The sequence below is a fragment of the Acinetobacter haemolyticus genome, assembly GCF_900406815.1.
Taxonomy (GTDB): domain Bacteria; phylum Pseudomonadota; class Gammaproteobacteria; order Pseudomonadales; family Moraxellaceae; genus Acinetobacter; species Acinetobacter haemolyticus_A.
The window spans coordinates 19,798-38,691 of record NZ_OVCN01000004.1 but is presented as its reverse complement, the minus strand read 5'-3'; the positions used below and the strand labels follow the sequence as shown (position 1 = coordinate 38,691).

The 18,894-nt window shown below is 41.8% G+C and carries 14 protein-coding genes; 11 read left to right on the top strand and 3 right to left on the bottom strand.

What is annotated here, in order from left to right:
• Positions 1–627 precede the first annotated feature (627 nt).
• The 3 genes from blaOXA to DK207_RS03675 all read left to right on the top strand — a co-directional run bounded on the left by blaOXA (position 628) and on the right by DK207_RS03675 (position 4,313).
• Positions 628–1,455, top strand: coding sequence for a class D beta-lactamase (gene blaOXA / locus DK207_RS03685; protein ID WP_109440020.1), 828 nt, complete (start codon positions 628–630; stop codon positions 1,453–1,455).
• 327 nt (positions 1,456–1,782) lie between these two features.
• Positions 1,783–3,504, top strand: coding sequence for a GGDEF domain-containing protein (locus DK207_RS03680; RefSeq protein ID WP_109440019.1), 1,722 nt, complete (start codon positions 1,783–1,785; stop codon positions 3,502–3,504).
• Positions 3,505–3,605: 101 nt separating this feature from the next.
• Positions 3,606–4,313 carry a hypothetical protein gene (locus DK207_RS03675; protein ID WP_109440018.1) on the top strand — a complete coding sequence of 236 codons (708 nt, stop codon included), beginning with the start codon at positions 3,606–3,608 and terminating at the stop codon, positions 4,311–4,313.
• Here DK207_RS03675 and uvrA read toward each other — a convergent pair.
• Positions 4,293–7,124 (bottom strand): excinuclease ABC subunit UvrA, encoded by a 2,832-nt coding sequence (gene uvrA / locus DK207_RS03670; protein ID WP_109440017.1) that lies wholly within the window; start codon positions 7,122–7,124, stop codon positions 4,293–4,295. The two genes, DK207_RS03675 and uvrA, sit on opposite strands and share 21 nt — an antisense overlap.
• A gap of 260 nt (positions 7,125–7,384) precedes the next feature.
• Here uvrA and DK207_RS03665 point away from each other — a divergent pair, with 260 nt between their 5' ends.
• Entirely contained in the window at positions 7,385–7,957 is a 573-nt protein-coding gene (locus tag DK207_RS03665; RefSeq protein ID WP_109440016.1) for a DUF2939 domain-containing protein, read from the top strand.
• A gap of 55 nt (positions 7,958–8,012) precedes the next feature.
• Positions 8,013–8,366, top strand: a complete 354-nt coding sequence (locus DK207_RS03660) for a DUF1304 domain-containing protein (protein ID WP_109440015.1) — start codon at positions 8,013–8,015, stop codon at positions 8,364–8,366.
• Positions 8,367–8,517: 151 nt separating this feature from the next.
• Here the strand turns inward: DK207_RS03660 and tenA are convergent, their stop codons facing one another.
• Entirely contained in the window at positions 8,518–9,192 is a 675-nt protein-coding gene (gene tenA / locus DK207_RS03655) for a thiaminase II (protein WP_109440138.1), read from the bottom strand.
• A gap of 172 nt (positions 9,193–9,364) precedes the next feature.
• Here tenA and DK207_RS03650 point away from each other — a divergent pair, with 172 nt between their 5' ends.
• The 4 genes from DK207_RS03650 (at position 9,365) to DK207_RS03630 (ending at position 14,408) form a co-directional block, all read left to right on the top strand.
• On the top strand, positions 9,365–10,447 hold the full coding sequence (locus DK207_RS03650; RefSeq protein ID WP_109440014.1) for a DUF475 domain-containing protein: 1,083 nt from the start codon (positions 9,365–9,367) through the stop codon (positions 10,445–10,447).
• A gap of 131 nt (positions 10,448–10,578) precedes the next feature.
• Positions 10,579–11,943 (top strand): MFS transporter, encoded by a 1,365-nt coding sequence (locus DK207_RS03645; RefSeq protein ID WP_109440013.1) that lies wholly within the window; start codon positions 10,579–10,581, stop codon positions 11,941–11,943.
• Between the two features lie 51 nt (positions 11,944–11,994).
• The gene (gene ssb, locus DK207_RS03640) at positions 11,995–12,573 is read left to right on the top strand and encodes a single-stranded DNA-binding protein (RefSeq protein ID WP_100833074.1); all 579 of its coding nucleotides are present in this window, start codon (positions 11,995–11,997) and stop codon (positions 12,571–12,573) included.
• 401 nt (positions 12,574–12,974) lie between these two features.
• Positions 12,975–14,408: an amino acid permease gene (locus DK207_RS03630; protein WP_109440011.1), complete on the top strand. Its 1,434-nt coding sequence runs from the start codon at positions 12,975–12,977 to the stop codon at positions 14,406–14,408.
• A 57-nt stretch (positions 14,409–14,465) separates the two neighbouring features.
• Here DK207_RS03630 and DK207_RS03625 read toward each other — a convergent pair whose 3' ends face one another.
• Complete coding sequence (locus DK207_RS03625; RefSeq protein ID WP_109440010.1) at positions 14,466–15,968, bottom strand: PLP-dependent aminotransferase family protein; 1,503 nt, start codon at positions 15,966–15,968, stop codon at positions 14,466–14,468.
• A 154-nt stretch (positions 15,969–16,122) separates the two neighbouring features.
• Here DK207_RS03625 and gabT point away from each other — a divergent pair, with 154 nt between their 5' ends.
• Together gabT and DK207_RS03615 are read left to right on the top strand one after the other, a co-directional pair.
• On the top strand, positions 16,123–17,415 hold the full coding sequence (gene gabT / locus DK207_RS03620; RefSeq protein WP_109440009.1) for a 4-aminobutyrate--2-oxoglutarate transaminase: 1,293 nt from the start codon (positions 16,123–16,125) through the stop codon (positions 17,413–17,415).
• Positions 17,412–18,860 carry an NAD-dependent succinate-semialdehyde dehydrogenase gene (locus DK207_RS03615; protein ID WP_109440008.1) on the top strand — a complete coding sequence of 483 codons (1,449 nt, stop codon included), beginning with the start codon at positions 17,412–17,414 and terminating at the stop codon, positions 18,858–18,860. The genes gabT and DK207_RS03615 overlap by 4 nt, the downstream gene beginning before the upstream one ends.
• The last annotated feature ends 34 nt before the right edge of the window (positions 18,861–18,894 follow it).

Sequence of the window (18,894 nt, the reverse complement as noted above, 5' to 3'; positions counted from 1 at the left end):
GACCAAGGGTAAAATCAGTACAATAGGTTGTTTAAAAATCGAACAAAAGCATCCTTTCTTGTCAACCTGATAAAAAATATATAATTAACAATGAGATGATTGGGTTTTGTTACAAAAATACACGTTACTAGAAGATTGAGAATAAGAGGGATGAGATTGTTTAAAACGATTAATACAATCGATTTTTACGTTTAATGTGCTTAATCAGTTGTCATGAAATTGCCATAAAAAATGTGTTTTTGATGCGTTTTTTTCACAATTATGCGATCAATGTAGCAGAAAAATAGCAGTGATTTTGTTTGAAAAAACGGCCAATTCCGCTTAAAGAAAGCTCAAATTATCGTCATTATTTAATAAACCGATTAAAAAATAGAAAATAATTTATTTAATTTACTTTACTTTTTGAGGTATAGTTCACATAATACGAATCAAGAGATATGTAATTTGCATTTTACGATCTCCTAACATTTTCCTTGTGTATTTTTTAAGTTTTCTAGCTCGGCTTTCCCCAAGGTCGAGCTTTTTTTATTCACTTATAGTAGAAGATCCAAATCAAGAAATATCACAAAGTAATTTGTATAAAAGCTCTATAGTAACGATTAAAGTCCGATAACTTAAATACAGAAAATGAAGCAATCAAAATTATTTATCTTCGCTGCACTCATTGGTGTTGGATTAACCGCTGTCGCCTGCCAGCATAATCCCACGCCAGTATCATTCATTCAAGTTCAAAATGATCAAGCCTCAAAGATCGCGTCTTTATTTCAAGATGTTCAAACAACAGGTGTTTTGATTACCTTTGATGGGCAGGTGCTTAAAACATACGGTAATGATCTCAATCGTGCCCAGACTGCATATGTCCCAGCATCTACTTTCAAAATCTTAAATGCTTTGATTGGTATAGAACATGATAAGACCTTTCCAAATGAAATGTTTAAGTGGGATGGTCAGAAACGTGCTTTTGAAAGTTGGGAAAAAGACCTGACTTTAGCTGAAGCCATGCAAGCATCAGCTGTACCTGTTTATCAAACGCTTGCTCAGCGGATTGGTTTAGATCTCATGGCAAAAGAAGTCAAAAGAGTAGACTTCGGTAATACGCTCATCGGAACACAAGTTGATAATTTCTGGCTCGTTGGCCCTTTAAAGATTACGCCAATTGAAGAAGCACAATTTGCTTACAGGCTTGCAAAACGGGAGTTACCGTTTACCCAAAACACTCAAAAGCAAGTGATTGATATGTTGTTGGTTGATGAAGTCCGAGGAACCAAAATTTACGCCAAAAGTGGCTGGGGGATGGATATTACCCCGCAAGTAGGATGGTGGACAGGCTGGATTGAAGATCCAAACGGAAAAGTTACCGCTTTTTCTCTCAATATGGAAATGAATCAACCTACACATGCAGCTGCACGTAAAGAAATTGTTTATCAGGCATTAACGCAACTAAAGTTATTGTAGTAGGTAATATACTGATTTTATTAAAAAAGCCCACTCTCTTGGTTTGAGTTGGGCTGATAAATAGGATGTTTACGCTTGGGGGAGAAAACATCCTAGAGGGTAATTGGTGAGTAGTAACTCATTCATATTGCTTAATCAAAGTATGTAGTTTGATGTTTGATTTGTAAAATTGATAATTTTCATTTTTACAATCTGTTTCGGCAATAGTGTGAGTAGAAGTATATGATGTCGATCGCTTAAAGGTCTGGTGATTGTAAGAACATCGCTAAAATGTTTATTTGATTGTGAATTGATCAAAATGATGGGTGAGAAAAGCAAGGTGTGTTCATGGGACGTGATTTAAAAAACTCAAAACTACGTTCTGAGCAAATTAGCCTTCGTTTATTTTCATGTATGGTTGTGATTATTCTATCGATTTTATATATCTCTATACCGCTGATTATTCGCAGCTATGAAGAATATATTGAAACTAAACAGGTGCTCACAGAAACAACAAGTTTAAGGGCATTGGTCAAGACCGTAAATAAAATTTCTAGAGAACGTGCACCTTCCAATAAAGTAATGTCTAGTACACCAGATGAATTGGTGGCAAACCAAGCGGAGTTACGTGCTTTTAGACGTGTTGTTGATGCTGAAATTGATCGAACCATTACAATTTTAGAGCAAGGTGGTTTTCCGTTAATAGCTCAATCTTTGCAGACTGATTTAAAAGCAGAATTGGCCCAAGCTCGAATCACTGTGGATGCTTATGCATTAATTCCACCTCATCAACGAACATCGTTGCAGTTTGATCAAGCGATTTTATCCATGTTTGCTGCGTGGGATGAAGCACGTGAACTTTTGAACAAGTTAATGATCCAGTCAAAAAGTAAGGACAGTAAAATTTCAAATTATTTTACGTCTATTTTGATCTTAACTGACATGCGAGATCAGGCAGGGCGGGTTGCTTCTAATATCATGGCTCCCGTGACCTTTGATGAAAAAATCTCAGATGAGAATCTCGCTCGTTCATTACAAACCCAACATCAAACTTATTACTTATGGGCTTTGGTCGATACGATTCATTTAGAGCAATCCAAAACGCCTGAATATAGTCGGTTGCATCAACGAGTCAAAACTGAGTTCTTGGATCAAGGGCTTCCAATTGTGACTCGATTATTATTACAGAGTAAAAATAACGAAGATTATTTTATTTCTGGAACGGAACTTACTGAGCAAATTGTAGATAAATTCACGACAGTGATGGATTTGCAAAACTATATTCTGGACTACAGTATTGAATTTGCGATCAACCAAAAAAAGCATGCCCAACAACAATTTCTTTTTACGCTCGGTATATCGAGTTTATCTTTACTAATCGCACTCTTTACGATGATTTATGCCAAGCAAAAAGTATTTAGTCCTTTGATCAAAGCACGGAATATGATTCTTGAATTATCTGATGTCAGTGATGAACCAGTAAATTCAAACAAATCCCAAAATGAGTTTTATTCTTTATTTGAGGCGATAGATAAACTCAAAGTTATGCTGGTTCAACGGGATACGATGGAGTTGCAATTAAAACAGATTGCCAATTCGGATGCGTTGACAGGGGTATCCAATCGCCTTGCTCTAGATGAGTATCTTGATCTACTTCAATCTAAACCTGAGCTTCTTAGGCATTTAGCTGTGATTGTGATTGATATTGATAATTTTAAATTTGTGAATGATCAGTATGGGCATATTGTTGGCGATCAGGTGATTACAATGATCGCTGATCAGTTAAAGCACAATGTACGAGCATCGGATTTAATCGTCCGTTATGGTGGTGATGAGTTCTTGGTGGTCATTGAAAATATTGAAATGGATGCTGCAAAACAAATTGCGGAAAGTATTCGTACTGAAATTTCTAATGCATCGATTGTGGTTTCAAGTTCGGGTGAGATCATTCAAGTTTCGGTGAGTATTGGTGTCGCAGTTGGTGCAGAAAGCTGGCTTGAACTGTTAGAAAATGCGGATCAGTCTTTATTGAAAGCGAAGGTAAAAGGGAAGAATGTGGTGGAGGGTTAAACAAACGTTATCATGCGATTTACCGCGGTTATTTTTATTTCGTCATCAAATTTAAATTTAGAATTGATAGTTTAAATGAATTCGAATATTAGATTCTATCTGTGCTAGCAAAAGACCAAAAAAAATTATATCAGTTGATTTATTCTGTTGAACATTACAAAGATTGGCAGAAGATAACTCTTTCTTCTAAACAATGTGAAGCGGAAGATATTGCTCAAGATGCCTTTTTATTTATTGTAGAAAAGTGGGTTGGTGAATTTGACTCATACAATCCCGAACACTGGGTTGAATTAAAACACAAAATGTGGAATTTATTTGTTCATGGTACGGATCGTATAATTAAATATGCATTGAGTTTTGATCAAAGTTCTAGAAATGATCCAGATGAAGCGATTAATCCGATTCTTTTGAGCATATCATCTTCAGCATCAACTGAGCCATTACAGGGAATGATTGATGATGAAGAACAACTTTTCCTCCAAAAGAAACAAGTAAAACAGATTCAAGAAAATAGTTTCTCGATGGCTTTGGCATATGTTCAATTATTTGAAAGTCTAAAACCCAAATTACTCAAATATACATATCTGAATGTCGCTGACTATATGAAAATGTCTTACTCATGGTTGAGGGAATGCATAAAGCGTGCTGAGAAATTACAGAAAACACAGTATTCTTTGTTTGATAATATTGAATATGCATCTGTTCCGCATTTAGGAAGTTGGCGTAAATTCAAGCTAGAGAGACAAGTACAGCCTAAATTTACGCCAGTTTTGGAGAATCAATTAAATTTATTTCAACATCGGTTTTAAGAACTTACCAGTATGTGAGATTTCAACCTTAGCCACTTGCTCAGGTGTACCTTCTGCAATAATTTGACCACCACCAGAACCACCTTCTGGTCCAAGATCAATCACCCAATCGGCAGTTTTGATCACATCCAGATTATGCTCAATCACTACAATGGTATTACCCTTATTGCGTAGTTCATGCAAGATGTCGAGTAACTTGGCAATATCATGGAAATGCAGACCTGTAGTTGGTTCATCCAAGATATATAAAGTTTTCCCTGTATCACGTTTTGCTAACTCACGCGCTAATTTCACGCGTTGAGCCTCACCACCTGAAAGGGTTGTTGCGGCTTGACCCAAACGGATATAACCAAGACCCACTTGCGTCAGGGTTTCTAGACGACGATGAATCACAGGAATTGCACTAAAGAATTCTGCTGCATCTTCTACGGTCATTTCTAACACATCAGAGATATTCTTACCTTTATAGCCCACTTCCAGCGTTTCACGATTATAACGCTTGCCGTGGCAGGCATCACAAGGCACATACATATCAGGCAGGAAATGCATCGCGACCTTGATCATGCCATCGCCTTCACAGGCCTCACAGCGTCCGCCTTTCACGTTAAACGAGAAACGGCCTGCACTATAACCACGTGCTTTGGCTTCAGGTGTTTGTGCAAATAACTCACGAATCGGGGTAAATAACCCCGTATAGGTAGCAGGGTTCGAACGTGGTGTACGACCAATTGGACTTTGGTCAATATCAACCACTTTATCCAAGTGTTGCAACCCATCAATCGAATCAAATTTTTCTGCGGTAAGAGTGGTTGCACCATTGAGTTGAGTGGCTGCTAAAGGCAATAAAGTACGGTTAATTAAGGTTGATTTTCCTGAACCTGAAACACCAGTGACACAGGTCATAATGCCTAAAGGAATAGTCAAATCGACATTTCTAAGATTATGTCCGCTTGCGCCTGAAAGCTTAATCACTTCATCAGGACGTGGTGATTGGGTACGTTGTTTTGGCACTGCAATTTTTAATTTGCCTGAAAGATATTGACCTGTAAGCGAATCGGCATGGCTTGCCAATTCATCATAGGTTCCTTCGGCGATGATCGCACCACCGTGAATCCCTGCACCTGGTCCGATATCAATAATATGGTCCGCAGCACGAATCGCATCTTCATCATGCTCAACGACCAGTACGGTATTGCCGAGATCACGTAAACGAATTAAGGTTTGTAATAAGCGATCATTATCTCGTTGATGCAGACCAATCGATGGTTCATCAAGAACATACATCACGCCCATCAAACCTGCACCGATTTGCGAAGCGAGGCGAATACGCTGCGCTTCACCCCCTGAAAGGGTTTCAGCCGAACGTGCTAAGCTTAAATAATTGAGTCCCACACTCACTAAAAAGTGTAAACGCTCACGAATTTCTTTAAAGATTTTATCCGCGATTTCGCCTTTAGCCCCCTCAAGATTGAGGTCTTGATAATAACTTTCAGCATCACCAATCGACATCTTGGTGATTTCAGCAATGGTTTTGTCTTTGACGCGAACATGACGCGAGATTTCATTGAGACGAGAACCACCACACGCATCACAAGCGGCATTGGATAAGTATTGAGCTAAGTCATCACGGACATAATTCGATTCCGTTTCACGATAGCGGCGTTCTAAATGTGGCAAGATTCCTTCAAAAGGTTGCACACGATTATGTTTACGACCACGTTCATCGATATAACTCAGATCGATTTTTTCTTTGCCTGTACCTTGTAAGAATTTCTTTTGTGTCTCTTTATCCAGTTGATTCCACGGGGTATCGAGTGGAATATCAAAATGATCTGCGACTTTTTGAAGCATCGTATAGTAATACGGTCGCTGTCTGTCCCAACCACGAATTGCACCTTGGCTGATCGATACTTCTGGATTTGGAATAAGTTTGTCTGCACTAAAATGACTACGCGTCCCTAAACCATCGCAGACAGGGCAAGCACCAAAAGGATTGTTAAATGAGAACAAACGAGGCTCGAGTTCAGCAACCGCACGGTCACATTCAGGGCAAGAGTGTTTCGCTGAAAAGACACGTTCAGGATGTTCGCCATTCATCCACGATAAAATCGCAATATCGCCGCCTAAACGTAAGGCTGTTTCAAAGGATTCTGCAATTCGATTGCCAAGATCATCACGTACTTTGAAACGATCGACCACGACTTCGATGGTATGTTTTTTCTTTTTATCCAGTTCAGGTGGGGTATCAATATCAATAATTTCGCCATCGACACGTGCGCGTACAAAACCTTGGCTTTGTAGTTGCTCAAATAAGTTGCTGTATTCGCCTTTACGTTCACGAACCACAGGTGCGAGCAACATTAGTGCTGTACCTTCATCGAGCGATTTTACCGCATCAACCATTTCCGAAACAGTTTGCGCGACCATCGGCAAATCATGTTCAGGACAATAAGGTGTACCGACACGCGCATAGAGTAAGCGCAAATAGTCATAAATTTCGGTAATCGTTCCGACAGTTGAACGTGGGTTATGACTCGTCGATTTTTGTTCAATCGCAATTGCAGGGGATAAACCTTCGATTGAATCAACTTCAGGTTTTTCCATTTGCGAAAGGAATTGACGTGCATAGGCTGAAAGTGATTCAACATAGCGACGTTGACCTTCAGCATATAAGGTATCAAATGCCAAGGATGATTTTCCTGAGCCTGAAAGTCCCGTAATCACCACAAACTTGTCACGTGGAATATCGAGTGACACATTTTTTAAATTATGGGTACGTGCGCCTCGAATACGGATATGACTTTGACTCATAAATACATCTCAGTAATGTGGAAATTGAAATAGGGAGTGTAATCTTCATTCCTACTAGGATTTGTGAAGTTTCCTCAAACCCTCTATATAATAGCGATTTAAAATTGTTCAAGCTGTAACAAAACGATTTTAAGCGTCAGTTTGTGTCGGATAAATGATGTGCCTAATGTTTTAACATGAAATTTTTATATTGCCCAAGTGTTTATCTGTGAGTTTTCACAAACCATTTAGTAAAAAAATTGTTCATTGCTGAGGATAAGATGTCACAAAAATTTAAGATGTTCAGCATTATGCTGGTGTTATTGGTCTTCGGTTATTTATTTGCTTCACCTTATTTAACGATTTATCAAATTCGTCAAGCGATTGAACAAGAGGATAGTGCAGCCTTGACCAGTTATATTGATTTTCCAAGTGTACGCCAGAGTTTAAAAGATCAGGTCAATGCACAAATGTTGCAAGATATGCCTCAAGTGCCTTCTTCGGAGCGAGGACTCGCTGCATTCGGGGCAATTTTAGCTTCATCAATGCTGGATAAAGTAGTGGATGTTATGGTGTCACCACAAGGAGTGGCCCTGCTTATGCAAGGTAAGCAGCTCAAAGACAGTTTGCCACTGCAAGCAAACACAACGTCTCAAACGACACATTCATCCGAATCGGCGTTTTCATCTCGTGCAGAAAAAGTGAGCTATAAAGGTCGTTACCAGTCTTTCAATCAATTCGCCGTGCAAATTCAGCATCCACACAATCATTTGCCGACCAAAATTATCTTGCAAAGAACGGGCTTGAGCTGGAAAGTCACACAAATCCAATTGCCGATCGAGCAAAATCGCTAGATCAGTGCTACATTCATCTCAATCATAGGATGAGCAGAATAAGGAATCGAGAACAATGCTAGCAAATATTTTAATCGCGTTGATTGGTCTGTTGCATGTTTATATCTTAGTGTTGGAAATGTTCTTGTGGGATAAACCAGCAGGTTTGAAAGCATTTGGAAATTCGCCTGAAAAAGCACAGCTCACCAAGGTACTGGCACAAAATCAGGGGCTTTATAATGGTTTCCTTGCCGCAGGTTTATTCTGGTCATTGTATGCACCTGACAGCTATGCATTGCCTTTGGCGAATTTCTTTTTAGCTTGTGTGTTGGTGGCTGGAATTTATGGTGGGTTGACTGCTAGTAAGAATATTATCTATATCCAAGCGCTGCCAGCTTTGGTTGCTTTAATTGTCGTCAATTTATTTTAATGCTGGAGCTATGCAGCGTTTGAGCTTTGTGTTTTAATGGCGCCAGTTTGAGATGAGCCTCATACAGTATGTCGGACGATACGATATACGACTAAGCCCCTTCATCGGGGCTTTTTTATGTCGATTAAAAACTAAAAAATAACGGAATGGCTTAGGCTTGGTCTAGACCTAACCATTGGCGTTGCTGATAGGCGCTGTCCCAAAATAACCATTCGAGTTTTGCACCCATGGTATAGGCCGCATGCATCTTCGCTAAAGTATCTTGATCGCAACGTGCGGCAACTTTATCCACGGTCGCAATCACATTCGCAACGGCGATATTAAATTCTTCACCTGCATAGGTATCAATCCATGCTTGGTAGGGATTGTTAGCGACGGATTGATTGACAATATCCTTACCAACTTCGGCATAGATCCAAAAACAAGGCAGTAAGGCGGCCAAAACCACAGGGTAACTTTCTGACCATGCAGTTGCGGTCAAGAAAGAGGTGTAATGATGGCAAGCCAATGTCAATGGCGTGCTTTCAAACTCGGTTTTGCTGATGTGAAATTCCTGCATAAAATCATTGTGCAAGCTACGTTCAACAATGATGGCAATTTTTGCAGCTTCAGAAAATTGAATCACGTCATCGGCTTCATACGCCTTGGCTGCGGCTATCGCAAGTGCGCGACCATACGCTAATAAATAATGCGCGTCCTGAATCACATAATGGCAAAATGTTTTTGGGTCTAATGTGCCTGCTGCCAGTTCTTGATTGAAGGGAAGAGCTAATATTTTTTGGTATAAATCTTCGTTTTGCTGCCAAAGCGCTTGTGAAAATGCCATGAAATGAACCTGTAAAATGATAAAAATAAATTTTGTCCAAACTATAACAGAAGTTAGTTTTACTTCACTTGAATCTGCAAACAAGTCCAACAATCTTTTCTGTCTTTCGGTCAAAACTCGCCTACAATAGACACATTTTTATAACCCAATAATTTTGTCTAAAAGGCAGCTCATGAAGCATTTCCGTTTTTCCATCTTTTTCACCATCGTGTGTTTGGCACTGTCTGCATATTGGGGTTACACCCATGGCCCAGAAGCAGGCATTTCAACCATGTTAAAGGCACTCACCATTACTGTCATTTTGGCGATTATGGAAGTTTCTTTGTCATTTGATAATGCCGTGGTGAATGCCTCCGTCCTCCGTAATTGGGATCACTTCTGGAAGATGTTGTTCTTAACCGTGGGTATTCTCGTTGCTGTATTTGGGATGCGTTTGATTTTCCCGATTTTGATCGTTGCTGTCACTGCAGACATGGGCATGATGGAAGTGGTGAAAATGGCATTGAATGATCCAAAGACCTATTCTGAACGTTTGATGGAGCATCATCCAGAGATCGCAGCTTTTGGTGGAACATTCTTACTCATGGTGTTTTTAAACTTCTTTTTTGATGATGAAAAGGAAACCCATTGGTTCCGCTGGATTGAGTCTAAACTGGCAGATTTAGCCAGTATACCTGCGATGTCGGTCTTTATTGCGTTGGTGGCGATGTTAATCATGGCTGCGCATGTTGATGAAGTGAAACGTCTCGTGGTGACCATGGCGGGGATCTGGGGCATCGTGGTGTATATCGGCGTGAAAGTTCTAAGTCACTTATTGGGTGGAGAGCCTGAGGTGGATGACAATGGCAATGCCGTAACACAAGGTGCAGATGGGGCAGCAAAAGGTGTGGTAAAAGCCGGGATTGGTGGTTTCTTGTATTTGGAAGTCCTCGATGCATCATTCAGTTTTGATGGTGTAATTGGTGCGTTTGCGATTACCAGTGATGTTGTGATCATTATGTTGGGTCTTGCGATTGGTGCAATCTTTGTCCGTTCGATGACTATTTATTTAGTCGAAAAAGGCACTTTAGATGCTTATATCTTCTTGGAGCATGGGGCACATTATGCGATTGGTGCTTTAGCATTTATTATGATTGCAAGCGGTACAGGTTTACATGTGCCCGAAGTTGTAACAGGTTTGATTGGCGTTGCCTTTATTGTTTGGGCGGTAATCGCTTCGATACAGTATAGCAAGCGACAACAGCAACTCTCTTAAGTTTGAGTTCAGTTCAAACGACTAAGATGATGAGGGACGGCAACGTCCCTTTTTGTTTTTTGGTTATGTTTTTTTCAACGCTTTGTGAGCGGATGGCTTATAATCCGTTCAGCCAGTTTTAGTGTCTTAAAATGATGAATGCTTTAGAACGCCGCTCAACCTTTGCCTTAAGTAGCATTTTTGCCTTACGCATGTTGGGCCTGTTCATGATTATTCCTGTATTTGCAGTAGCAGGGCAGTCCTATCAATATGCAACGCCTGCATTGATTGGTTTGGCTGTCGGTGTCTATGGGCTGACTCAGGCACTGTTACAGATTCCATTCAGCCTGCTCGCAGATCGCTTTAGTCGTAAACCATTGGTCGTGCTTGGTTTATTACTTTTTGCTTTAGGTGGCGCGATTGCGGCCATGTCTGAAACCATTTATGGCGTGATTATTGGTCGTGCGATTGCAGGTGCAGGAGCCGTTTCTGCTGTAGTAATGGCACTGTTGGCAGATGTCACGCGTGAAGAGCAACGAACCAAAGCCATGGCCATCATGGGTATGAGTATTGGTTTATCCTTTGTGGTTGCCTTTAGTTTAGGACCTTGGTTAACCAGTTTGGTTGGGATTTCAGGCTTGTTTTGGGTAACCACCTTAATGGGCTTGATTGCAATAGTCATGCTCTTACTGGTTCCAAAAGTCACACGCCATCATCGCAACTTCCAACAAGGTTATTTACCCCAACTTAAACAAGTGATTCAGATGGCAGACTTGAATCGTCTGCACATTTCTGTATTTGCCTTACATTTGCTGTTAACCGCAATGTTTATCTATGCGCCTTCGCAGTTGATTGAGTACGCCCAAATTCCATTATCACAACATGGTTGGGTTTATTTGCCATTATTGTTGATCAGTCTGTTCTTTGCTTTTCCAAGCATTATTGTGGCAGAGAAATATCGAAAAATGCGTGGCATTTTTCTCTCCGCTATTGCAGGGGTAATCGTTGGTTTATTTATTTTGATTTTTGGTTATGAATCAAAATATGTATTACTCACAGGTTTGGGTATTTTCTTTATTGCATTTAATGTCATGGAGGCTTTATTGCCGTCGTGGCTGTCTAAATCTGCACCTTTACAATCCAAAGCCACTGCCATGGGCATCAATGCCAGCGCCCAATTTTTAGGGGCATTCTGTGGTGGGATTCTAGGTGGTCAATTGATCATGTTACAGAATACTGCACTGGGTTGGAGTGTACTCACGGTCATTGCTATACTATGGTTGTTCATCAGTTTTCGTCTGACTCAGCCGCGTTATTTGACATCAGTGGTGCTTGCACTGCCTGAAATCCAAAAAACGGACGAGTGGACTTCAAAACTTTTGGCAATTCGTGGTATTGAAGAAGTGGTGGTGATGCCCGAACAACAGGTTGCTTATATTAAGGTCGATAAACAGTGTCTAGATGATGCTGGGCGACAAGATTTAACGCACTTGATTGGCAAAGAGGTAGCCATTTAAGCATAACTCTTATAAAGTAAAACATAGAAATAGATAGGATGAAGACAGCTAATGCGTGGTGTGAATAAAGTTATTTTAGTTGGTACTTTGGGTAAAGATCCAGAAACAAAGACCTTTCCGAATGGTGGCTCGCTAACACAGTTCTCGATTGCAACAAGTGAATCTTGGACAGATAAAAATACAGGCGAACGTAAAGAACAAACGGAATGGCATCGTATTGTATTGCATAACCGTTTAGGTGAAATTGCACAGCAATATCTTCGCAAAGGTTCGAAGGTTTATATCGAAGGTTCGCTACGTACTCGTCAGTGGACTGACCAAAATGGTCAAGAGCGCTACAGCACTGAAATTCGCGGTGATCAAATGCAAATGCTTGATTCACGTCAGCAGAGCGAACAAAGCGGTGGTGACTTCAATCAACCACGTTTTAACAATAATCAAGGCGGTGGATACCAAAACACAGGTCATAACAACAATCAAAATGGTTATGGTCAAGGTGGTGGTTTTAATGGTGGAAACCAAGGCAATTATGCTGGCAGCCCACAAGCTGGAAATGGCTTTAACTCGCCTAAAGCACCACAGCCTGCTGCAACAGCACCTGCGGATTTAGATGATGATTTGCCGTTCTAACTTGTAATATTCACTGAACAAGTTTCTCGAAAGCCCCTTTTCAGCGATTGGAAAGGGGCTTTTGTTATGTCATCTCAACGAATATATCCCCTATATAAACTTCCATAAAAACGCTAAATCACCGATTGAGAATTAGATTGGGTTGATCATAAAACTCGCCAAAACTGTGCATAATTTTTACAATTGGCTCTCTCTTTTATTCTAAAAATGGCTCTCGTTTCTTCAGGGTCGAAACGACAAATTAAAGCCATAGCAAGTATGCATACGGAAGCGTTGTTCATTCGTCCTTTCTTTTATTTGAGGAGAGCAGGTTTGAACAACACCATTTTAAGGGATATATGGGGCATTGAGATGAACAGTTCTCAGGTTGCAAATATCCCCAATAGGTTAAGGAAAATGATATGGCAGCACATCAACACGGTTCTGAAGCCAATCTCTCCCAAAATTTAAAACATGGATTGCAATCACGACATTTGACCATGATCTCTATTGCAGGCGTGATTGGTGGATCATTATTTATCGGTTCGGGCAATGTGATTTACTCCGCTGGACCTGCGGCTGTTTTGGCTTATGCCCTAGGTGGGTTACTGGTTTTATTTATTATGCGTATGTTAGGGGAAATGGCGGTTCAAAACCCTGACAGCGGCTCCTTTTCAACCTATGCTGATCGTGCCATTGGTCGCTGGGCGGGATTTACCATTGGTTGGTTATATTGGTGTTCATGGGCATTACTCATGGGATGGGAGGCTTATGTTGCAGGCAAAATCTTGAACAACTGGTTTCCTTTTATCCCGATTTGGGGCTATATGCTGTTGGTGATTGGGTCACTGGTTTGGATCAACTTACAAAACGTAAAGAATTATGGCGAGTTTGAATTTTGGTTTGCATTGATTAAAGTCATTGCGATTGTAATCTTTTTAGTGATCGGTAGTTTAGCCATTATGCACCTCTGGCCTTGGGGAGAGGTTTCTGCCGCAGGTGTGGGTAATCTCACTGCACAAGGCTTTATGCCTAATGGTTTTTCCTCTGTGATCACCGCTTTACTTGGGGTTATGTTCGCCTATATCGGGGCTGAAATCGTCACCGTTGCCGCTGCAGAGTCGAAAAATCCATCTAAGGAAATTCGCAAAGCATCCAACTCGATTGTATGGCGGATTATGTTGTTTTATGTGGGTTCGATGCTGATTACCGTGTGTTTGATTCCCTATAACAACCCGTTGTTAAAAGACCCGACATGGGGAACCTATAGTGTAACTTTGAATGCTTTGGGCGTCCCAGAAGCACGTCATATTGTGAGTTTTGTGGTGCTGACTTCGGTGTGTAGTTGCTTTAACTCGGCCTTGTATACCTGTTCACGGATGCTATTTTCATTATCTAAACGGGGTGATGCACCCAAAAGTTTTGGTTATTTAAATAAAAAAGGCAGTCCAGGCATTGGTGTAATTGCATCATGTTTATTTGCCTTGTTCGCAACTTTTTTGACCGCCACAGAGAGTATGAATGTCTATGATATTTTCATGCTGGCAACGGGTACGGCAGCGTTGTATGTGTATTTGACCATTGCCTTTTCACAGCTACGGATGCGTAAAAAACTTGAAGCTGAAGGTGTTAAAATTGATTTTAAAATGTGGCTATTTCCTTGGCTGACTTACCTGGTGATTTTTGCGATCATTGGTTCGATCATTACCATGTTGATTGAAGGCACATATTTTAAAGAAGTGACCTATACTTCATTATTGGCCTTATTCATTGTGGCAGTAGGTTTTCTGGTTCAGAAATTCAACTGGGGAAAAAGCGCACAAAGTGAAATGATTCAAGAAAAGCCATCGCTTTAATCCGAAACGTTGAAGCGAATTGAAGAACCTCATATCGAGGTTCTTTTTTTATTGAATTTATGCGGAAAGCGTCGGTACTTTTGCTTCACGTAGACATTGCAGCAAGACTCCAAACGTCATCACCATGTCTTTTTCATTGACACAGGCAAAGCCCATGAGCAAACCGCGTTGTGCACGAGCATGGGACTGCATATAGTATTGGGAGAGAGGGCGGACTTTGACCCCACGTTCCAACGCAGTTGCTGCGATGGCAACATCATCACAATAATCGGGTAATTTTAAAACCAGATGTAAGCCCGCAGCTTCATCATATTCATGTAAAAACTCAGCGCCTAGATAACGTTGAATCAAGCTCACCAAATAGTCCCGACGTTTGCCATACAGTAGGCGCATACGCCGAATATGCGCTTCATAATGACCTTCACGAATAAATTCGGCTAAAGCTTTTTGTTCCAGTAAATGTCCACCACGATAAAGTTCAGCCGCTACGATGCGTAACGGTGAAAATAGCGGTTTAGGCACTACCAAATAACCGATCCGCAATGAGGGATAAATGGTTTTACTAAAGGTGCCCATATATAACACGGGGGCGTTATGTTCTAAACCTTGCAGGGCTGGATAAGGTTGCCCAGAGAATCGAAATTCACTGTCATAATCATCTTCCACGATCCAACTGTTGTGCTGGCGTGCGAGATGAATCAATTGTCGACGTCGATCTAAACTGAGATGGGAGCCTAATGGATATTGGTGCGAGGGTGTCACAAAGATCAGCTTTGGCGGCTGGGTCGGGTTATTTTCAGGAATAATACCTTCTGCATCGACAGGCATAGGCTGAATATCCAGACCATTGATCCTGAGCGTGTTCCGCATGCCCCAATAGGCAGGATCTTCGATCCAGATACGGTCCCCGATATCACTGAGGGCACGAGACACTAAATCAATGGCTTGGTGAATACCCTCGGTGATTATGATCTGATCCGCATCGCATTGCACTGAGCGTGCGACTTTTAAATAATCCGCCAAGGCACTTCGAAGTTCAATACATCCCCCTGCATTGCTATAAATTAGTCGATTGACATCAGGTTCACGACTCAAACGTGCTTGAATGCGACTAAAAATATGGTGGGGAAACTCAGTCACATCGGGTGCACCTGGTACAAATGCTCCCCATTGATGGGGTGAAGCTGCCGCATAACCCAATAAGTTTGAACCACGCTGTGATAAAGCATAAGAGCTTTCAATGTGGGGTATCTCAGAATTTTTATTTTTATTTCTGCTGTTTAAAAAAGTTTCAGGCAGTTTTTCAGCGACCCAAGTGCCATGGCCTGTGCGTGCTTCTAAATAACCTTCCGCTTGTAACTGCTCATAAGCGCTGAGCACGGTATTTCGAGAGACATGAATTTCGCTGGCTAAATCACGTGACGCAGGTAAGCGCGTCATCGGCTGAATCACCCCATCTATAATTGCAGCGCGCAGACAACGGAAAAGACGTTGATGGAGTTTCCCTTCAGTGTCTTGTTGGAGTCTTTGCAGTAAATGATCTCCAAGTAAGCTACGCAATTGGCTCTCTCCTACAGTTTAAAAATGGCTCTCGTCACTTGCCATCAGACGAGCGAAATTACAGCTATAGGCAGCCATTGTATCGCATCCCAAAAATCGACTCCTAGGATGTAAGACCAAAGCTGTAACTGATGATGAAATATGAGGGAATCAAATGGACACTCAACATTCTGCACTGAATATACGTAAACAGCAAGCAACGCCACGTGGTGTCGGTGTGATGTGTCAGTGGTATGCAGAAACAGCTGAAAATGCAACGATTTGGGATAAAGAAGGTAAACCATACATCGACTTTGCAGGGGGGATTGCGGTACTCAATACAGGCCATCGTCATCCGAAAGTGATCGCTGCCGTAACAGAGCAACTGACTAAATTTACCCATACTGCTTATCAAGTTACGCCTTATGAGAGTTATGTGGCTTTGGCTGAACGCATTAATCAACGTGCGCCGATCGCAGGTGCAGCGAAAACGGCATTTTTCACCACAGGTGCAGAAGCTGTTGAAAATGCGGTGAAGATTGCACGTTCATATACTGGTCGTCATGGCATCATTACGTTTGGTAATGGTTTCCATGGTCGTTCATTTATGACGATGGCAATGACAGGTAAAACAGCACCTTATAAACGTGACTTTGGTGTGATGCCAGCAGGTGTATTTCATGCGCGTTATCCAGTGCCAGAAAAGGGCATCTCGGTTGCAGCGGCGATTGAAAGTGTTGAAGATATTTTTAGCGAAGATATTGCACCACATGATGTCGCTGCGATTGTGCTTGAACCTGTACAAGGTGAAGGCGGTTTCAACGTTGTACCTGCCGAATTCTTAAAACGCTTACGTGCTTTGTGTGATAAGCACGGTATTTTATTGGTTGCAGATGAAGTGCAATCTGGCTTTGCCCGTACAGGCAAATTATTTGCCATGAATCATTATGAAACCAAAGCAGATTTGATCACGATGGCGAAAAGCTTGGGTGGTGGTTTCCCAATCTCAGGTGTAGTGGGACGTGCCGAAGTGATGGATGCACCAAACCCAGGCGGTTTGGGAGGTACCTATGCAGGTAGCCCAATCGCGGTTGCTGCTGCGCATGCTGTGATTGATGCAATCGAAGAAGAAAACTTATGTGATCGTGCCAATCAGCTGGGTGCAGCGTTGGTTACTGTTTTAAAAGAAATTCAAGACACTTCAGGTGATGTTATTACTCAAATTCGTGCTTTGGGTTCAATGGTGGCTGCTGAACTAGAAACAGCGGAACAAGCAAAAGCAGTACAAAATTACGCAATGGAACATGGTTTATTGATTCTCACTTGTGGTAAATACGGTAATGTGATTCGTTTCCTATATCCGTTAACTATTCCTGCTGAGCAATTCCGTCAAGGTCTCGATATTTTAAAACAAGGTTTTGCAGCATTAACAGCAGACCGTGCACAAGCCGTGGAGCAATCTGCATGATTCAAAACAATTTGCAGTATTTATTACAGCATCCCGATATTTCATTCGCTGCACCAGCCGCGCATAAGGATATCGAAGTGAAAGATGCTGCGACAGGTGAAACATTGGCATGGGTGAAAAGCTATGACCGTGCAGGTGTTGAAGCAGCAATTCAGCGTTCAGCCCAAGCTCAAGCCGAATGGAAAAAGCAAACCGCTTTAGTGCGCGCTGACGTGCTATTGACGTGGTATCAATTGATGCTTGAGCATAAAGAAAATCTCGCACAGATTTTAACTGCAGAACAAGGCAAACCGTTGGCTGAAGCACGAGGTGAAATTGGTTACGCGGCTTCATTCATCCGTTGGTTTGCAGAGCAAGCTCGTCGTATCGATGGTGAGGTGTTAACGCCAACATTGCCAAATCAACGTTTGCTTGTGATTAAACAAGCGATTGGGGTAACGGCTGCGATTACGCCGTGGAATTTCCCTGCGGCGATGATCACACGCAAAGCTGCACCAGCAATTGCGGCAGGTTGTTCGATGTTGGTCAAACCCGCTGAACAAACCCCTTTGACTGCGTATGCACTGGAAGTGTTGGCTTTGCAAGCAGGCTTACCTGCCGATATTTTGTTAAATATCAGCGGGGATTCGATTGAAGTCGGCAAAACCCTGTGCGAGAGCGATATTGTACGTAAGTTGAGCTTTACAGGTTCAACCCAAGTGGGACGCATTTTAATGCAGCAATGTGCGCCAACCATTAAGAAGCTATCGCTCGAATTGGGTGGTAATGCGCCTGTGTTGGTATTTGATGATGCCAATCTCGATCAAGCGGTTCAGGGCATTATGGCGAGCAAATATCGCAATAGTGGTCAGACTTGCGTCTGTGCGAATCGTATTTATGTGCAAGAGGGTATTTACGATGCCTTGGCAGATCATTTAGTCGAAGCAGTATCCAAGCTACAAGTCGGCGATGGCCGTGAGGAAGCTTCCACCCAAGGCCCATTGATCGATGAAGATGCGGTTGCCAAAGTCCAGTCTCATATTACTGATGCGACTTCAAAAGGTGCGACAGTACGTATTGGCGGTCAGCGTTCAGCACTCGGTGGCACTTTCTTTGAACCAACGGTACTCACCAACGTCACTCAAGACATGAAAGTCTCTAAAGAAGAAACGTTTGGTCCACTTGCGCCGTTATTCCGTTTCAACACTGAAGACGAAGCAGTGGCACTGGCAAATGATACGGAATTTGGTTTGGCGGCCTATGTGTTTACTCAAAGCACAGCTCGTCAATGGCGTGTTGGTGAAGCGCTTGAATATGGCATGGTTGGCATTAATACGGGCGCAATTTCGAATGAAGTGGCGCCATTTGGTGGCATAAAACAATCAGGTCTGGGACGTGAAGGTTCAAAATTTGGTATTGAAGAATATCTCGAGATGAAATATCTCTGTGTGGATCTATCTGAGTAGATCTTGGATATCTGAAGATCCAAACTTGTTAAAG

Bases quoted from the DNA above. Each gene is read 5' to 3' on its own strand.
- DK207_RS03630 (WP_109440011.1), top strand. From the start codon at position 12,975: ATGGCAGCACATCAACACGGTTCTGAAGCCAATCTCTCCCAAAATTTA.
- DK207_RS03660 (WP_109440015.1), top strand. From the start codon at position 8,013: ATGCTAGCAAATATTTTAATCGCGTTGATTGGTCTGTTGCATGTTTAT.
- DK207_RS03645 (WP_109440013.1), top strand. From the start codon at position 10,579: ATGATGAATGCTTTAGAACGCCGCTCAACCTTTGCCTTAAGTAGCATT.
- tenA (WP_109440138.1), bottom strand. From the start codon at position 9,192: ATGGCATTTTCACAAGCGCTTTGGCAGCAAAACGAAGATTTATACCAA.
- DK207_RS03665 (WP_109440016.1), top strand. From the start codon at position 7,385: ATGTCACAAAAATTTAAGATGTTCAGCATTATGCTGGTGTTATTGGTC.
- ssb (WP_100833074.1), top strand. From the start codon at position 11,995: ATGCGTGGTGTGAATAAAGTTATTTTAGTTGGTACTTTGGGTAAAGAT.
- blaOXA (WP_109440020.1), top strand. From the start codon at position 628: ATGAAGCAATCAAAATTATTTATCTTCGCTGCACTCATTGGTGTTGGA.
- gabT (WP_109440009.1), top strand. From the start codon at position 16,123: ATGGACACTCAACATTCTGCACTGAATATACGTAAACAGCAAGCAACG.
- DK207_RS03615 (WP_109440008.1), top strand. From the start codon at position 17,412: ATGATTCAAAACAATTTGCAGTATTTATTACAGCATCCCGATATTTCA.
- uvrA (WP_109440017.1), bottom strand. From the start codon at position 7,124: ATGAGTCAAAGTCATATCCGTATTCGAGGCGCACGTACCCATAATTTA.
- DK207_RS03650 (WP_109440014.1), top strand. From the start codon at position 9,365: ATGAAGCATTTCCGTTTTTCCATCTTTTTCACCATCGTGTGTTTGGCA.
- DK207_RS03680 (WP_109440019.1), top strand. From the start codon at position 1,783: ATGGGACGTGATTTAAAAAACTCAAAACTACGTTCTGAGCAAATTAGC.